Origin of the sequence: Phyllobacterium endophyticum, assembly GCF_003010935.1 — a bacterium.
Taxonomy (GTDB): domain Bacteria; phylum Pseudomonadota; class Alphaproteobacteria; order Rhizobiales; family Rhizobiaceae; genus Phyllobacterium; species Phyllobacterium endophyticum.
The window spans coordinates 70,024-85,232 of the sequence record NZ_PGGN01000005.1; the positions used below are offsets into that span (position 1 = coordinate 70,024).

Annotated in this window: 14 protein-coding genes; 9 read left to right on the top strand and 5 right to left on the bottom strand. The window is 59.5% G+C overall.

From position 1 onward, the window contains the following. Genes CU100_RS22010 through CU100_RS22030 form a run of 5 tightly spaced genes read right to left on the bottom strand, consistent with a single transcriptional unit; the run spans position 1 to position 6,551 of the window. Positions 1-1,461, bottom strand: coding sequence for a form I ribulose bisphosphate carboxylase large subunit (locus CU100_RS22010; protein ID WP_106718778.1), 1,461 nt, complete (start codon positions 1,459-1,461; stop codon positions 1-3). A gap of 30 nt (positions 1,462-1,491) precedes the next feature. Further along, on the bottom strand, positions 1,492-2,571 hold the full coding sequence (gene fba, locus CU100_RS22015; RefSeq protein WP_106718779.1) for a class II fructose-bisphosphate aldolase: 1,080 nt from the start codon (positions 2,569-2,571) through the stop codon (positions 1,492-1,494). 18 nt (positions 2,572-2,589) lie between these two features. Continuing rightward, positions 2,590-4,602: a transketolase gene (gene tkt / locus CU100_RS22020; protein ID WP_106718780.1), complete on the bottom strand. Its 2,013-nt coding sequence runs from the start codon at positions 4,600-4,602 to the stop codon at positions 2,590-2,592. 11 nt (positions 4,603-4,613) lie between these two features. Continuing rightward, entirely contained in the window at positions 4,614-5,486 is an 873-nt protein-coding gene (locus CU100_RS22025; RefSeq protein ID WP_106718781.1) for a phosphoribulokinase, read from the bottom strand. 15 nt (positions 5,487-5,501) lie between these two features. Then, positions 5,502-6,551, bottom strand: a complete 1,050-nt coding sequence (locus CU100_RS22030) for a class 1 fructose-bisphosphatase (protein WP_106718782.1) — start codon at positions 6,549-6,551, stop codon at positions 5,502-5,504. Between the two features lie 120 nt (positions 6,552-6,671). Here CU100_RS22030 and CU100_RS22035 point away from each other — a divergent pair, with 120 nt between their 5' ends. The 9 genes from CU100_RS22035 to CU100_RS22075 all read left to right on the top strand — a co-directional run bounded on the left by CU100_RS22035 (position 6,672) and on the right by CU100_RS22075 (position 15,190). Next, positions 6,672-7,610 carry a LysR family transcriptional regulator gene (locus tag CU100_RS22035; RefSeq protein ID WP_106718783.1) on the top strand — a complete coding sequence of 313 codons (939 nt, stop codon included), beginning with the start codon at positions 6,672-6,674 and terminating at the stop codon, positions 7,608-7,610. Positions 7,611-7,728: 118 nt separating this feature from the next. Then, positions 7,729-8,262 carry a FecR domain-containing protein gene (locus CU100_RS22040; protein ID WP_106718974.1) on the top strand — a complete coding sequence of 178 codons (534 nt, stop codon included), beginning with the start codon at positions 7,729-7,731 and terminating at the stop codon, positions 8,260-8,262. A 6-nt stretch (positions 8,263-8,268) separates the two neighbouring features. Continuing rightward, on the top strand, positions 8,269-10,134 hold the full coding sequence (locus CU100_RS22045; RefSeq protein ID WP_106718784.1) for a CHASE2 domain-containing protein: 1,866 nt from the start codon (positions 8,269-8,271) through the stop codon (positions 10,132-10,134). A gap of 68 nt (positions 10,135-10,202) precedes the next feature. After that, positions 10,203-10,556: a DUF1428 domain-containing protein gene (locus CU100_RS22050; protein WP_106718785.1), complete on the top strand. Its 354-nt coding sequence runs from the start codon at positions 10,203-10,205 to the stop codon at positions 10,554-10,556. A gap of 211 nt (positions 10,557-10,767) precedes the next feature. Beyond that, positions 10,768-11,583 (top strand): cytochrome c oxidase subunit II, encoded by an 816-nt coding sequence (locus tag CU100_RS22055; protein ID WP_106718786.1) that lies wholly within the window; start codon positions 10,768-10,770, stop codon positions 11,581-11,583. A 51-nt stretch (positions 11,584-11,634) separates the two neighbouring features. Beyond that, positions 11,635-13,413 carry a cytochrome c oxidase subunit I gene (gene ctaD / locus CU100_RS22060; RefSeq protein WP_106718787.1) on the top strand — a complete coding sequence of 593 codons (1,779 nt, stop codon included), beginning with the start codon at positions 11,635-11,637 and terminating at the stop codon, positions 13,411-13,413. Next, a complete protein-coding gene (locus CU100_RS22065; RefSeq protein WP_106718788.1) occupies positions 13,410-14,114 on the top strand; it encodes a cytochrome c oxidase subunit 3 in 705 nt (234 codons plus the stop codon). The genes ctaD and CU100_RS22065 overlap by 4 nt, the downstream gene beginning before the upstream one ends. An 11-nt stretch (positions 14,115-14,125) precedes the next feature. Continuing rightward, positions 14,126-14,848, top strand: coding sequence for a heme-copper oxidase subunit III family protein (locus CU100_RS22070; RefSeq protein WP_106718789.1), 723 nt, complete (start codon positions 14,126-14,128; stop codon positions 14,846-14,848). A gap of 6 nt (positions 14,849-14,854) precedes the next feature. Continuing rightward, positions 14,855-15,190, top strand: a complete 336-nt coding sequence (locus CU100_RS22075; RefSeq protein WP_106718790.1) for a cytochrome C oxidase subunit IV family protein — start codon at positions 14,855-14,857, stop codon at positions 15,188-15,190. The last annotated feature ends 19 nt before the right edge of the window (positions 15,191-15,209 follow it).

Here is a 15,209-nt window from a genome sequence, read left to right on the forward strand (position 1 = left end):
CTATTCTGCTGCTGTTGCCGTCGGAATGAAATCCGGCGAGTCGGTTGAGGTATAGTTGAAGGAAACGTCCTTCCAGATTTCGAGCGCCTGCTGCAGGGGCTGGCAGGTCCGGGCCGCCATTCGCAGGATTTCCGGGCCTTCGTTGACGATGTCGCGGCCTTCATTGCGCGCAAGCACCATACATTCGAGCGCAACGCGGTTGGCAGTCGCACCGGCAGCGATGCCGAGCGGGTGACCGATGGTGCCGCCGCCGAACTGCAGAACCACGTCCTCGCCCAGAAGGTCGAGCAGCTGGTGCATCTGGCCGGCATGGATACCGCCTGACGCAACCGGCATCATCTTGTTGAGCGAGGCCCAGTGCTGGTCGAAGAACACACCGTTCTCCAGGCGCATCGGGTTGAAGTCCTCGCGGCAGATGTCGTAGTAGCCCCGCGTCGTTGCGGGATCACCTTCGAGCTTGCCGACCACCGTACCCGCATGGATGTGATCGACGCCGGCGAGGCGCATCCACTTGGCGATGACGCGGAACGAGACGCCATGCGACTTTTGCCGTGTGTAGGTCGAGTGGCCGGCGCGATGCAGGTGCAGGATCATGTCATTGCGACGCGCCCACTTTGCCATGGACTGGATCGCCGTGTAGCCGATGACGAGGTCGATCATGACGATATTCGAGCCGAGCTCCTTGGCGAAATCTGCGCGCTCGTACATGTCCTCCATCGTCGCTGCAGTGACGTTGAGATAGCTGCCCTTGATCTCGCCAGTTGCAGCCTGCGCCTTGTTGACCGCCTCCATGCAGTAGAGGAAGCGTTCGCGCCAGTGCATGAAGGGCTGCGAGTTGATGTTCTCGTCATCCTTGGTGAAGTCGAGGCCGCCCTTCAGCGCTTCGTAGACCACGCGGCCATAGTTGCGGCCAGACAAGCCAAGCTTTGGCTTGACCGTTGCTCCCAGCAGCGGACGCCCGAACTTGTCGAGCCGCTCGCGCTCGACGACAATGCCTGTCGGCGGGCCCTGGAAGGTCTTTACATAGGCTACTGGCAGGCGCATGTCCTCGAGCCGCAGGGCCTTCAACGGCTTGAACCCGAAGACATTGCCGATGATCGACGCCGTGAGGTTCGAGATGGAACCCGGCTCGAACAGGTCGAGATCGTAGGCGATATAGGCGAAGTACTGACCCTCGCCGTTCGGAACCGGATCGACGCGGTATGCCTTGGCACGGTACTTCTCCGTCGCGGTGAGGCGGTCGGTCCACACGACCGTCCAGGTGGCGGTTGACGATTCACCGGCAACGGCGGCGGCCGCTTCGATCGGATCGACGCCGTCCTGCGGCGTGATGCGGAACATCGCGATGATATCGGTGTCCTTCGGCTCGTAGTCGGGCTCCCAGTAGCCCATCTTCTTGTATTCCATGACACCGGACCTGTAGCGGTCCTTTCCGGTGACCGTTTCTGACTTGTTTGACATGATAGGGTCCTTTCCTTGGTAATTCGATTTTCAAGCAGCCTTGGCTGCAGCGATTTGCGGGTCGAGCTTCCCTGCGGCATAGCGTTTGGCCATGTCATCAAGGCCGATCACCTTGATCTTCGAGGCGTTGCCTGCGGTGCCGAAGCGCTCAAAACGGTCGCGGCACAGGTCGCGCATGGCGTCCATGGCCGGTTTGAGGAATTTGCGCGGATCGAACTCGGCCGGGTTTTCCGTGGCGATCCGCCGAAACTGTCCGCTCATGGCCATGCGGCAGTCCGTATCGATATTGACCTTGCGCACGCCGTGGCGGATGCCCCGCTCTATCTCCTCGACCGGCACACCATAGGTTTGCGGCATCTCGCCGCCGAAGCGGTTGATGATGTCCTGCAGGGGCTGCGGCACCGACGACGAGCCATGCATGACCAGATGCGTATTCGGCAGCTTGCGGTGGATTTCCTCGATGACGCCCATCGCCAGAATGTCGCCATCGGGCGCGCGGGTGAACTTGTAGGCGCCGTGCGATGTGCCGCAGGCGATGGCGAGTGCATCGACCCTGGTGCGCAGGACGAAATCCACCGCCTGGTCGGGATCGGTCAGGAGCTGATCGTGGCTGAGAACGCCGCTGGCACCATGACCGTCTTCCGCCTCGGCCTCGCCGCTTTCCAGCGAACCCAGCACGCCAAGCTCGCCTTCGACCGATACGCCCACCCAATGGGCAATGGTTGCGACCCGCCTGGTGATCTCGACATTGTATTCATACGAGGCGGGCGTTGCCGCATCGGCTTCGAGCGAGCCGTCCATCATCACGGATGTGAAGCCATGGCGGATCGCCGTCAAACATGTGGCCTCGTCATTGCCGTGATCCTGGTGCATGCAGACCGGTATGGACGGATGGATTTCCACGAGCGCGTCGATCATCCGCGTCAGCATCAAATCCTTGGCGTAGGACCGTGCGCCGCGCGAGGCCTGCAGGATCACGGGCGCATCACAGGCTGCCGCAGCTTCCATGACGGCAAGTCCCTGTTCCATGTTGTTGATGTTGAATGCGGGAACGCCATAGCCATACTCGGCAGCATGATCGAGCAGTTGTCGCAAGGTAATCCGGGCCATGATCGATGTCCTTTCAGCTCAGTTGATGAGTTTGCGTGCGGTGGCGACGATGTGTTCGGGCGTGATGCCAAAATGGCGATAGAGATCCGGGGCCGGCGCGCTGGCGCCGAAGCCCTGCATGCCGATGAAGGCACCCTTTTCACCAATCCAGCGGTCCCAGCCGAGGCGTGCCGCAGCCTCGATACCGATGCGGGGCGCCGCAGCGAGAACCGAACGGCGATAGGCAGGAGTCTGGGCCTCGAACAGTTCCCATGAGGGCATCGACACGACCGCGGCCGGGATCTTGTACTGTCCCCGAAGCATGTCCGCAGCAGTACAGGCGATCTCCACTTCCGAGCCTGTCGCCAGCAAGGTGATGGCGCGCGGTTCCACAGTTTCACGCAAGACATAGGCGCCCCGGCTGGACCGGTTTTCCTCGGAATGGGCAGCGCGCAGCATCGCAAGGTTCTGACGCGACAGGACGATGACGCTCGGCCGGTCAGTGTACTTGAGCGCAAGCTCCCAGCATTCGGCCGTCTCGATGATATCGGCGGGCCGGAAAACATTGATACCGGGGGTTGCACGCAGCATCGCCAGATGTTCGATCGGCTGATGCGTCGGACCATCCTCGCCAAGGCCGATCGAGTCATGAGTCATGACGTAGATCACCTGCTGGCCCATGAGAGCCGAGAGACGCATGGCGCCCCGCGCATAGTCGGCAAAGGCCAGGAAGGTGCCGCCATAGGGAATGAACCCGCCATGCAGCGCAAGACCGTTCATCGCCGCCGCCATGCCATGTTCGCGAATGCCGTAGTGAACATAGCGGCCCGAGAAGTTCTGCGGGGTAACGTCCCGCATTCCCGGAGTGACCGTCAGGTTGGAATGGGTCAGGTCCGCCGAACCGCCTATCGTCAGATCGGTGGCCCCGTTGATGACCCCGAGCGCCATTTCCGACGCCTTGCGCGTCGCAACCTTGGTGGCTTTTTCCACATGTTCGCGCCTGAATGCGGCAAGGTCTTCGAACAGTGCTGCCGGCAATTGCTTCTGAACCGCCTGCCTGAAATCGTCGCCACGCGGCGATGCCGCCACGCGTACACACCATTCGCGCCGTTCGTCAGCACCGCGGCGGGCAACATCGCGCCATGACTCGGAAATGTCTTCCGGAACTTCGAACGCCGGGTGCGTCCAGCCGATGGTCTGGCGAGCCGCCGCGATTTCGACGTCCCCCAAGGGAGCACCATGGGTCTTTTCCGTTCCTTGCAGGTTCGGCGCACCCTTGCCAATGATAGTCCGGCACGAAATCAGCGAGGGTCGGTCGGAGGTCCTGGCGCGGGCAATCGCCCCGGCGATCTCCTCATAATCATGACCGTCGATTTCCTCCACGTCGAAACCGGCCGCCTCAAACCGCTTCAACTGGTCCATGGACGTCGACAAGGATGTCGGCCCATCGATCGAGATGGAGTTGTTGTCCCAGAAGACGATGAGCTTGGACAGCCTCAAATGACCGGCAAGATCGATCGCCTCATGGCTGATGCCCTCCTGGAGGCAGCCATCACCGGCAATGACGTATGTATGATGATCGACGATATCCTCGCCAAAACGCTGAACCAGCAAGCGCTCGGCCAGCGCCATGCCGACGGCCGTCGCTATGCCCTGCCCCAGCGGACCCGTCGTCATCTCGATACCCTGGGCATGACCATATTCCGGATGGCCTGCCGTCTTTGCACCAAGCTGGCGAAAGCGCTGAAGTTCTTCTATCGGCATATCCGGATAGCCAATCAGGTAGTGCAAAGCATATTGCAGCATGGAGCCGTGTCCTGCCGACAAGACGAACCTGTCACGGTCGGGCCATTGCGGATGCAAGGGATCGAGCTTGATAAAGCGGTTGAAAAGTACCGTTGCGACGTCGGCCATACCCATGGGCATCCCGGGATGACCGGAATTGGCCTTCTGGACGCTGTCCATGACCAACGCGCGGATAGCATTTGCCATATCGCGTTCCGATACGCTCTCGATCTCGGGAGTTTCTTGCAGCAAAGCTTGCGTGTTCATCGCTATCTCCTTCACGAGGCTCTGTTCTTGCGCTCGATCAACTGCATGATCAGCGGCGTCAGGATGAGTTGCATGGCGAGGTCCAGCTTGTTGCCTGGCACGACGATCGAATTTGCCCGCGACATGAAGGAATTGTTGATCATCGACAGCAGGTAGGGGAAATCGATCCCCCGTGGCCGGGCAAAACGAATGACCAGCATCGACTCGTCCGGTGTCGGTATCCACCGCGCGATGAACGGGTTCGACGTATCCACAATGGGAACGCGCTGGAAATTGATGTCGGTCAATGTGAATTGCGGCGTGATGTAGCGGACATAATCGGGCATCCGCCGCAGGATCACGTCCATCACAGCCTCGGTTGAATAACCGCGCGTCGATCGATCCCGGTGGATCTTCTGAATCCATTCGAGGTTGATGACGGGCACAACGCCGATCTTCAGATCCGCATGGCGGGCAAGATTGACGCCTTCGGTTACGGCGCAGCCGTGCAGCCCCTCGTAGAACAGCAGGGTGCTGGGCGGGAAATCGCGCCAATCGGTGAATGTACCGGCTGGAGCATTGTATTGCGCGGCTTCCTCCTCGTCATGGATGTAGGTCCGGGTCTGGCCGGTACCGCGACGGCCATACTCCTCGAAGACTTCATCGAGCTTGTGCAACTCGTTGGCGTCGACATGGAAATGCGTGAAGTTCGGATTGCCCTTCGCTTCCTCCTCCGCGACCTTCGCCTTCATGGAATTGCGGTCATACTTGTGGAACGCATCGCCCTCGATGAAGGCCGCTTCGATGTTCTCGCGCCGGAAAATCTGTTCGAAGATGCGCTTGACCGAGGTCGTTCCCGCGCCTGACGATCCAGTGATGGAGATGATGGGGTGCTTTGCTGACATGAACGTCTCCTCCGCCTAAACCCTGAACAGGCCGCGATTGCTGAAGAGCGGAGCGCGCTCGCCAATATTGCTTGGTTCGGAGTGATACCGGCCGATGCGGGCCACCTCCCTTGCCGACCCGAAGATGAAAGGCACCCGCTGGTGCATCGTCTTCGGTGTCAGATCGAGTATCCGGCCCACCGTGTCGGTTGCGGCGCCGCCTGCCTGCTCGATAATGAACGCAATGGGGTTGGCTTCATAAATGAGGCGTATGCGGCCATCGCCATATCCCTTGCGCTTGTCGCCGGGATAGAGAAACACTCCGCTGCGCATGAGGATGCGATAGGTTTCCGCGACCAGGGAAGCGATCCAGCGCATGTTGAAATCGCGCTCGCGCGGTCCTTCCGAACCCTTGAGGCAATCATCGACATAGAGCTGCACTGCCTCGTCCCAATGGCGGTAATTGGCGGCATTGATGGCAAATTCATGGGCGCGATCAGGCACCGCAACACTCGCGTAGGCCTGAACGAACGTGCCGAGCCGAGCGGAAAAAACAAAAACATGCGTGCCGCTGCCAAGCGTCAGGACCAAGGCAAGCTGAGGTCCGTAGATAAAGAAGCCGGCAGCGAGCTGGCGATCGCCTTTCTGGAAAAACGATGCGCCAGGCTCGCTGTCGGGCTGGCCAACCACCGGGAGGATGGAGAAGATTGTCCCTATGGAGACATTGGTGTCTATGTTGGATGAACCGTCCAGCGGATCGATCGCCAGTGCCAGCGGTGCGCCCGGATCGAGCAGCGCGGGGTGCGCGAGTTCCTCGGATCCGTAAAGTGCAACCGGGGCCTGACGCATGGCTTCCAGGAACATGTCGTCGGCGAAGATATCCAGGTCCTTCTGAGCGTCGCCATCGGCGTTCTTGCCGCCCTGGCTGCTGGCGAATGCCTTGCCCAGCGCGCCTTGATTGATCGTGTTGCGTATCTTGACCGCAGTCAGGGAAAGCTGGCGAACCACCAGCGAGACGGCACCGCGAAGCGTTTCTCCGCTTTCTGCATAGGATCCAAGAAACGCGTCCAGGGTCGCCGTTGTCATCACTTCCTCCCGTGCCTGACTTTCTCTCCGCATCAGGCTTCGGAGGCATGGAACCATGGGAGGTTGATTTAGTAAAATTTATTATATTTACGTGATCGCTAAATTATATTAACTGTAGCCATGCGCAATCTCAACTTGAAGCAGCTTCGAGCCGTCCAGGCGATCATGAAACACAATACGATCGCCGGGGCGGCCAACGCTCTTGGATTGACACCCCCTGCGGTCACGATTCAGCTCAAGCTCGTCGAAGAAGATGCGGGGGTCATCCTCTTCGACCGAACCAATGAAGGCCTGCGCCCTACGGCTGCCGGGCTGGCTTTTCTCGATGCTGCGCAGATGGTCGAAGAAAGGTTGCGGCTTCTCGACGACGAAATCGACGCGATCAAGGGCTTGCGGGTGGGCAGCCTGACCCTCGGGGTCGTCTCGACGGCCAAATATTTCGCTCCGCAACTGATGGCGATTTTCAAGAAGGAACATCCGGATATCGCCATCAAGCTCGCAATCGGCAACCGGGCGGAAACGATCGCCGGTCTCAAGAGCCATTCCGTCGATCTTGCAGTGATGGGCCGCCCTCCAAGGGACGTTCCGCTGCGCTCGGCGGTATTCGGCGATCACCCGCTGGTGATGATCGCAGCGCCGGATCATCCGCTTGCCGGCGCCCGCGATATCACGAAAGAGCGGATCGCCCAGGAGCATTTCCTCATCCGCGAACCGGGATCCGGAACGCGGATATCTCTCGAGATCTTCCTGAGCGAACTACCCGGGCGGCTCGACGATCTCGGCACGGAAATGTCCTCCAACGAGACGATAAAGCAGGCGGTGATGGCGGGGCTCGGCATTGCCTTCATCTCGGCTCACACGATCGCGCTGGAACTCGAAGTCGGCAGACTGGTGATGCTGGACGTGATCGGCATGCCCATACGCCGTCAATGGTTTTCCGTCGTGCGCACGGATAGGACCATGTCTCCGGCCATGCGGGCCTTCCAGGAATTTCTAAGCCGCAAGGGCGCGCAGTGCCTGCCTTCCATAGACCGGCTCTATCCGGCAGCCCCGGTTTGACGGGTACTGCTGCCGCTGGCCTGATATCAACGCTTTGAAATGCCCTCCGGTGGCCTTATATTGCAAGGAACCGCGCCTGATCTGTGCCGGTTAACTGGGGGCAATTTCCATGGATTCAATGGCGGGGATATTTCGCGCGGCGGTGGCGCTGGGCGTTGTTTTCATGCTGGGCACGGGAAACAGCTCGGCTCAATCCGGCAATAGTGCCAGCAATTCAGGTTGCATTCTGACCGAGGTAGGCGGGACCGGAAGGCAGGTTCTGAAATGCCGGGGCGGGCTGACCATCACCGCAGAGCGCGGGGCGCGCTACACGCTGCTCGATCGCAGCCGGGACGGGATCGTCGATGCAGTCCGGGCAAGGAGCAAGGCGATCCTGCTCGACGCACCGAAGGTACCCGGAGGATTTGTCGTCGATACACCGCAGGCAATAGCGGCAGTTCGCGGCACAAGATGGGCTGTCGATGTAAGCGCCGGGAAGACGGCGGTCTTTGTCGTGCGGGGCGCAGTCAGCGTTCGCAGGCAGGCGAACCGCGCCGAAGTGGTGCTTGGGCCCGGTGAAGGCGTCGACGTGGACGAAAGCACCGACGCGCTTGTTGTGAAGCGCTGGCCCCGGCCGCGCGTCAACGCATTGATGGCGCGCCTCGGTCAATAATCACCCATGACCCGTCGTGCACGCCAGATATTGGTCGCGCTGATTCTGGCCGGCGTCTGGGGCGCAGGTATCGGGCTGATGCACGTGCGTGGCAACACGTGGTTCCTGGAACGGGTCGAGGCAACACTGACCGATCTGCGCACGATCATTCGCGGCAGATTGCCCGCACCGGACACGGTAACGATCATCGCCATCGATGACCCGGCAGTGTCACTGGTCGGGAGCTACCCTGTTCCCCGCTCGACGCTTGCCACCCTCATCGATGAAATTGCCAGGTTCGATCCCAGGGTCATCGCGATGGACCTGCTTCTGGTCGATCGCAGTCGCCCGGATGACGACCGCAGGCTCGCAGCATCGCTCGCTAAAACCACGACGCTGCTTGCTGGCGCAGCCGTGTTCGCCAGCGGCAAACAGCTGACAGGACCGGCAAACGGCAGCACGCTCGATCGAATCCCCGATGCCGCCAGTTTCTTGCTGCCGCAGCAGGAATTTGCCGGCGTGTCGGCGGTCGGAATCGTCAATGTCGCGACAGACCAATCCGGAACGCCGCGATTTATTCCGATGCTCTTCAAAAAGGGTGATGAAGTCCAGCCATCCTTTCCACTTCGGGCAGCCGCCCTCGCGGCGAAGGCCGATCCGCTTTTCGTCCCGGGCGGGATCACGCTCGGCGACCGGCACGTGCGTACGGATATCGGCCAGACTTTCCCGCTGACCTTCTATGGTCCGCGCGGCACGATCAAAACCATCAGTGCCGCGCAGGTGCTGGATGGCCAACTTCGAAAAGAGGACATCGCAGGCAAGATCATCGTGATTGGTGCAACAGTGACGGGAGGCGGCGATGTATTCCCGACACCCTTCGACCAGGTGCTTCCCGGCGTCGAGGTCATCTCCACGGCCATCACGCAGCTGGTGGCGGGCGACGCCATCGTTCGCGACCGCCATATCCGGCTTGTCGACTCGGGCTTTGCCGTCGGGCTGCCGCTCGTTCTGGTGGGACTGCTCGCGTGGCGGCGAAGTGTCATCGGACTTGCCGCAATAATCGCAGTCGTCTGCACATGGCTGGCAATCAATATGGTCGCCTTCGCAAATGGCATCTGGCTGAGCGCCGCGATTCCCATTGCCGCCGCAATTCCCCCGCTGCTTTTGTTCGGCGCAAGCCAGCTTTTGCTCGACCGGCGGCGCGCGCAGCATTTTGCCACTCAAAGCAAGATGCTGCAGAGCGTGCAGGCGCCTGGTTTGGGAAAATGGCTGGCGAGAAACCCTGATTTTCTGGCTGAGCCGGTGCGCCAGGACGCCGCCGTGGTCTTTATCGATCTGTCCGGCTTCACCGGCCTCAGCGAGGTTCTTGGACCTATTGCTACAAGAGAACTCCTGAATGGTTTTTACGACTTCGTCGACGCGGAAGTCGCCGCCTGCAACGGAACGATCACGAGTTTCATGGGCGACGGCGCGATGATCCTTTTCGGCCTGCCGGAGCCGACGTCGCAAGATGCTGCCAACGCCATGCTCTGCTGCGTAAGACTGTGCAAGCGAACCAAGCTATGGCTCGCCTCGCTTCCGGCATCGACCGCTTCGCGCGTTGGTTTCAAACTGGGTGCACATTTCGGCACCGTCGTTGCGTCACGGCTCGGTGGCGGCGATCGCCAACAGATCACAGCTACGGGCGATACAGTCAATGTCGCGAGCCGGTTGATGGAAGTGGCCAAGAAGCACGGGGCGGAACTCGCGCTCAGCGCCGAGATTCTGCACGTGGCGGGACAAGGCAATGACCTCCATCGAACCGGCACGCTGGAGGGCCCGCTGGAAACGGAAATCCGCGGCCGCTCCGGTTCGATAACGATCTGGCTATGGCGCAGCGAGGACAAAACTTGAGGGATGTTGTAGGATTTCCGCTTGGCCAAACGTCCTCTGGCCGTTCAATGAAACAGGAGGTCCCCCGCATGTCTTATGTCGATGGTTTCTTACTTGCCGTCCCCAAAGAGAAACTTGAAGCCTACAAGGAACTCGCCAGCATGGCGGGAGAGGTCTGGAAAGAGCACGGCGCGCTCGCCTTTGTCGAGTGCGTCGCCGATGACGTACCCTATGGTGAACTTACTTCCTTCCCGCGCGCTGTGCAGGCAAAAGACGACGAGACCGTCGTGTTTTCGTGGATCGTTTATGAATCGCGCGAAAAGCGTGATGCCATCAATGCGAAGGTGATGGCGGACCCTCGCCTGAAAGGCGACATGGCCAGCATGCCCTTCGACGGCAAGCGCATGATCTTTGGCGGATTTTCACCTATCGTGGAGCTATAACCGGGCGGATATTCCCGCTCAGGCGCCGCGCCGGCGATGACGGCGCGGCGATGAAACGATAGTAATTTCCAGCGACGATTCAGATATTCAGTGCACCGATACTTTCGATGGGACGACTACCTGTATTTCTCGTTTATGAAATGCTAGGGTAGGGTTCTACGGATTGCGAGTTCATGTCCACAGCCGATTCCGGCAGGGAGGGGACAATAGAATGGCTGTAGTCGTTATTCTTGCTCTTGTTGCAGTTGCGTCGGTTCTTTTTCATCTTCTGAGTCCCTGGTGGTGGACGCCAATAGCGTCTAATTGGCAGTACATCGACAATACAATCATCATTACTTTCTGGATTACCGGCTTCGTTTTCGTGGCGGTGGTGCTGTTTGTCGCCTATTGCGTCCTCCGTTTCCGGCACAGGCCCGGGACCCGCGCGGACTATGAGCCGGAGAACAGAAAGCTGGAATTCTGGCTCGCCACGGTGACCACTATCGGCGTGGTCGCCATGCTGGCGCCAGGTCTTTTCGTCTGGGATCGCTTCGTCACGGTTCCGGACGACGCGACGGAGGTCGAAGTTGTCGGGCAGCAATGGCTGTGGAGCTATCGCCTGCCGGGAGCCAACGGCAAGCTCGGGACGTCGGAAACCCGCGATGTCACCGCGGAAAATCCGCTGGGTGTCAACAAGAACGATCCCGCAGGCCTCGATGACATCATCATCCAGGGCGGCGAACTGCACCTTCCCATCGGCAAGCCCGTGAAGATGCTCCTGCGTTCGATCGATGTGCTGCACGATTTCTACGTGCCCGAGTTCAGGGCCAAGATGGACATGGTGCCGGGCATGGTAACCTATTTCTGGATTACTCCCACGAGAACGGGAACTTTCGAGGTCCTATGCGCCGAACTTTGCGGCGTCGGGCACCCGCAGATGCGCGGGACAGTCATCGTCGACAACGAGGCCGACTACCAGACCTGGCTCGAGCAACAGCAGACATTCACACAGATGATGGCATCGGGAGAGACACCGACGGCGAATTGAGTGATACCGCTCTTTTGAGGAGAGGAGCGACGGAGCCAGGGAGGGCACAGAATGGTCAACATACCGTCCAGCATCAACGACCCCATACCGCCGGCCGAAGTCGAAGATGTGGAACTTTACCACCCGCATAGCTGGTGGACGACCTATGTCTTCAGCCAGGACGCAAAAGTCATTGCCATCCAATATTCCTTGACGGCAATCGCGATCGGCCTCGTGGCGCTCGTCCTTTCCTGGCTGATGCGGCTGCAACTTGGTTTCCCCGGCGTCTTCACGTTCATCGATGCCGACCGCTACTATCAGTTCATCACCATGCACGGGATGATCATGGTGATCTATCTCCTCACTGCGCTCTTTCTCGGCGGTTTCGGCAATTACCTCATCCCGCTGATGCTCGGTGCCCGCGACATGGTGTTCCCATACGCCAACATGCTGAGCTACTGGATCTATCTGCTTGCCGTGCTTGTGCTCGTCGCCGGCTTCTTTGCTCCGGGTGGACCTACCGGCGCCGGCTGGACGCTATACCCGCCGCAAGCCGTGCTTTCCGGTACGCCGGGCGGGCAGGATTGGGGCATCATCCTGATGCTGAGTTCGCTTATCCTGTTTATCATCGGTTTCACCATGGGCGGGTTGAACTATGTCGTCACGGTCCTGCAGGGACGTGCACGCGGCATGACGTTGATGCGGATGCCCTTGACGATCTGGGGAATTTTCACCGCGACCGTAATGGCGCTCCTCGCCTTTCCCGCGCTCTTCGTTGCTTCGGTGATGATGCTGTTCGACCGCGTTCTTGGTACAAGCTTCTTCATGCCGGCCATTGCCGAGATGGGCGCCCAGCTGCAATATGGCGGCGGCAGTCCAATCCTCTTCCAGCACCTGTTCTGGTTCTTCGGCCATCCCGAGGTCTATATCGTGGCGCTGCCTGCGTTCGGCATCGTATCCGATCTCATCAGCGTTCACGCGCGCAAGAATATTTTCGGCTATCGCATGATGGTCTGGGCCATCGTCGTCATCGGAGCCCTCAGCTTCGTCGTCTGGGCCCACCATATGTATGTCAGCGGCATGAATCCCAATTTCGGGTTCTTCTTCGCAACCACAACCCTGATCATCGCGGTTCCGACGGCCATCAAGGTCTACAATTGGGTGCTTACCCTGTGGCGCGGCGACATCCACCTGACAATACCGATGTTGTTCGCCCTCGGCTTCATCGTCACCTTCGTCAATGGCGGATTGACCGGGTTGTTCCTCGGCAACGTCGTCGTGGACGTTCCGCTGTCGGACACGATGTTCGTGGTCGCGCATTTCCACATGGTGATGGGCGTCGCACCGATCATGGTCATCTTCGGGGCGATCTACCACTGGTATCCCAAGATCACCGGTCGAATGCTGGACGAGACCATGGGGCGGGTCCACTTCTGGGTGACGTTCCTCGGTGCCTACCTGATCTTTTTCCCGATGCACTATCTCGGCCTCTTGGGAGCGCCGCGCCGCTACCACGAAATCGGTGAATCCGTCGTCAATCCGCCCTCCGCGCATGACCTGAACGTCTTCATAACCGTGATGGCTCTGATCGTGGGGGCTGCGCAAATCCTGTTCCTTTTCAATGCAGCCTGGAGCCTTCGCAGGGGCAAGGACGCGGGGGGAAATCCCTGGCGTGCAACCACGCTGGAATGGCAGACACCAACGACCCCGCCGCCCCACGGCAATTTCGGCAAGGAATTGCCGGTGGTCTATCGCTGGGCCTATGACTACAGTGTCCCCGGCGCACCCGAGGATTTCATTCCGCAGAATGAACCGGATCCCGAACACCGGTCGAGGGAGCATGCGACATGAGCGTGATCCTCATCTTCCTGGCGGGACTGGCCTCCATCATCATCTGGTGGATGGCGCAGCAACGCCTGACGTCCAAACCATGGCTCGAAGCCGGGCGCGCCAGCGAGATTTCCGCAATCACGCGATCGCCGCTGCCAACCGCAAAGATCGGCCTCGGCGTATTTCTTGCCGTCGTCGGTGCGTTGTTCACGCTGTTCATCAGCGCCTACTTCATGCGGATGGGCTTGCAGGACTGGTGGGCAATACCGCTTCCCAGCGTCCTATGGGCAAATACGGCAGCGCTCGTCATCAGCAGCGTCGCCCTGGAGAAGGCGAAGTCCTCGGCATTGCAGAACGATGCCAGCACCATGAAACTGGCCCTTCTGATCAGTTTCGCAACGGCGATCGGCTTTCTGCTCGGACAAGCATTTGCGTGGCGCGAATTGGTGTCGGCTGGCTATGTCCTCGCCGACAACCCGGCAAACAGCTTCTTCTACATGATCACTGGAATGCACGGGTTGCACATTCTTGGCGGTCTGCTGGTACTCGGCCGAACGACGTTGAGAGTTTGGCAAAACGAGACACCCGGTCATGCGCAACTCAGCATCGATCTGTGTGCGATGTACTGGCACTTCATGCTCATCGTCTGGCTGATCATTTTCGCGTTGTTCGCGGGCTGGGCCAATGATTTCGTCGAAATATGCCGGCAACTCTTGTCCTGAGGGTGGTGAAAATGACCGACGTTGTGGAAACCGAAACAAGATTACCCCCTCCCCGGCCCGGCGGGCTGCGCGGCTTCGCCTCCGACTGGGCCTCCGACCAGAGAACATTCAAGAATGTCTCCTGGGGCAAGGCCATGATGTGGATATTCCTGCTCAGCGACACATTCGTTTTCGGATGTTTTCTACTTGCCTATATGAGCGCGCGCATGTCGACATCCGTTCCCTGGCCCAATCCAAGCGAGGTCTTCGCCCTGCACATTGGCGGCCAAAACGTCCCGCTCATTCTGATTGCCATCATGACGTTCGTGCTCATCAGCAGCAGCGGAACGATGGCCATGGCAGTGAACTACGGCTACCGCCGCGACCGCCGCAAGACGGCGCTCCTGATGCTCCTGACGGCGATCTTTGGCGCAGCTTTTGTTGGCATGCAGGCTTTCGAATGGACCAAGTTGATCTCGGAAGGTGTCCGGCCATGGGGAAACCCCTGGGGTGCCGCACAATTCGGTTCGACTTTCTTCATGATCACCGGCTTTCACGGCACACACGTGACGATCGGTGTCATCTTCCTGCTTATCGTGGCCCGCAAGGTCTGGCGCGGCGATTTCGATACGCAGAAGCGCGGCTTCTTCACGAGCCGGAAGGGCCATTACGAGATTGTCGAGATCACGGGCCTCTACTGGCACTTCGTCGACCTGGTCTGGGTTTTCATCTTCGCGTTTTTCTATCTGTGGTGAGGTCACATGGCACAACCAGCAGCACATACCGAACACCAGGAACATCCGATCAGGCTCTATCTCGTTGTCTGGGGACTGCTCTTCGTCCTTAGCCTGTTCTCGTACATGATCGATTATATCGGCCTGCATGGTTATCTCAGGTGGTCGCTGATCCTGCTTTTCATGATGCTCAAAGCAGGTCTGATCGTCGCCATCTTCATGCATATGGCCTGGGAAAGGCTTGCGCTTATCTATGCGATAGTGCTTCCACCACTCATGGTACTCGTCTTCGTCGCGATGATGGTGTCGGAATCACACTACGTCCTTTTGAGCCGATTGACCTTCTTCGGCGGCCCGCAATAAAAAAAACGCGGTGCTTTTC

What these genes read in the sequence shown, in the direction of transcription:
- CU100_RS22010 (WP_106718778.1), bottom strand. Translation starts at nt 1,461, where the DNA reads ATGTCAAACAAGTCAGAAACGGTCACCGGAAAGGACCGCTACAGGTCC.
- fba (WP_106718779.1), bottom strand. Translation starts at nt 2,571, where the DNA reads ATGGCCCGGATTACCTTGCGACAACTGCTCGATCATGCTGCCGAGTAT.
- tkt (WP_106718780.1), bottom strand. Translation starts at nt 4,602, where the DNA reads ATGAACACGCAAGCTTTGCTGCAAGAAACTCCCGAGATCGAGAGCGTA.
- CU100_RS22025 (WP_106718781.1), bottom strand. Translation starts at nt 5,486, where the DNA reads ATGTCAGCAAAGCACCCCATCATCTCCATCACTGGATCGTCAGGCGCG.
- CU100_RS22030 (WP_106718782.1), bottom strand. Translation starts at nt 6,551, where the DNA reads ATGACAACGGCGACCCTGGACGCGTTTCTTGGATCCTATGCAGAAAGC.
- CU100_RS22035 (WP_106718783.1), top strand. Translation starts at nt 6,672, where the DNA reads ATGCGCAATCTCAACTTGAAGCAGCTTCGAGCCGTCCAGGCGATCATG.
- CU100_RS22040 (WP_106718974.1), top strand. Translation starts at nt 7,729, where the DNA reads ATGGCGGGGATATTTCGCGCGGCGGTGGCGCTGGGCGTTGTTTTCATG.
- CU100_RS22045 (WP_106718784.1), top strand. Translation starts at nt 8,269, where the DNA reads ATGACCCGTCGTGCACGCCAGATATTGGTCGCGCTGATTCTGGCCGGC.
- CU100_RS22050 (WP_106718785.1), top strand. Translation starts at nt 10,203, where the DNA reads ATGTCTTATGTCGATGGTTTCTTACTTGCCGTCCCCAAAGAGAAACTT.
- CU100_RS22055 (WP_106718786.1), top strand. Translation starts at nt 10,768, where the DNA reads ATGGCTGTAGTCGTTATTCTTGCTCTTGTTGCAGTTGCGTCGGTTCTT.
- ctaD (WP_106718787.1), top strand. Translation starts at nt 11,635, where the DNA reads ATGGTCAACATACCGTCCAGCATCAACGACCCCATACCGCCGGCCGAA.
- CU100_RS22065 (WP_106718788.1), top strand. Translation starts at nt 13,410, where the DNA reads ATGAGCGTGATCCTCATCTTCCTGGCGGGACTGGCCTCCATCATCATC.
- CU100_RS22070 (WP_106718789.1), top strand. Translation starts at nt 14,126, where the DNA reads ATGACCGACGTTGTGGAAACCGAAACAAGATTACCCCCTCCCCGGCCC.
- CU100_RS22075 (WP_106718790.1), top strand. Translation starts at nt 14,855, where the DNA reads ATGGCACAACCAGCAGCACATACCGAACACCAGGAACATCCGATCAGG.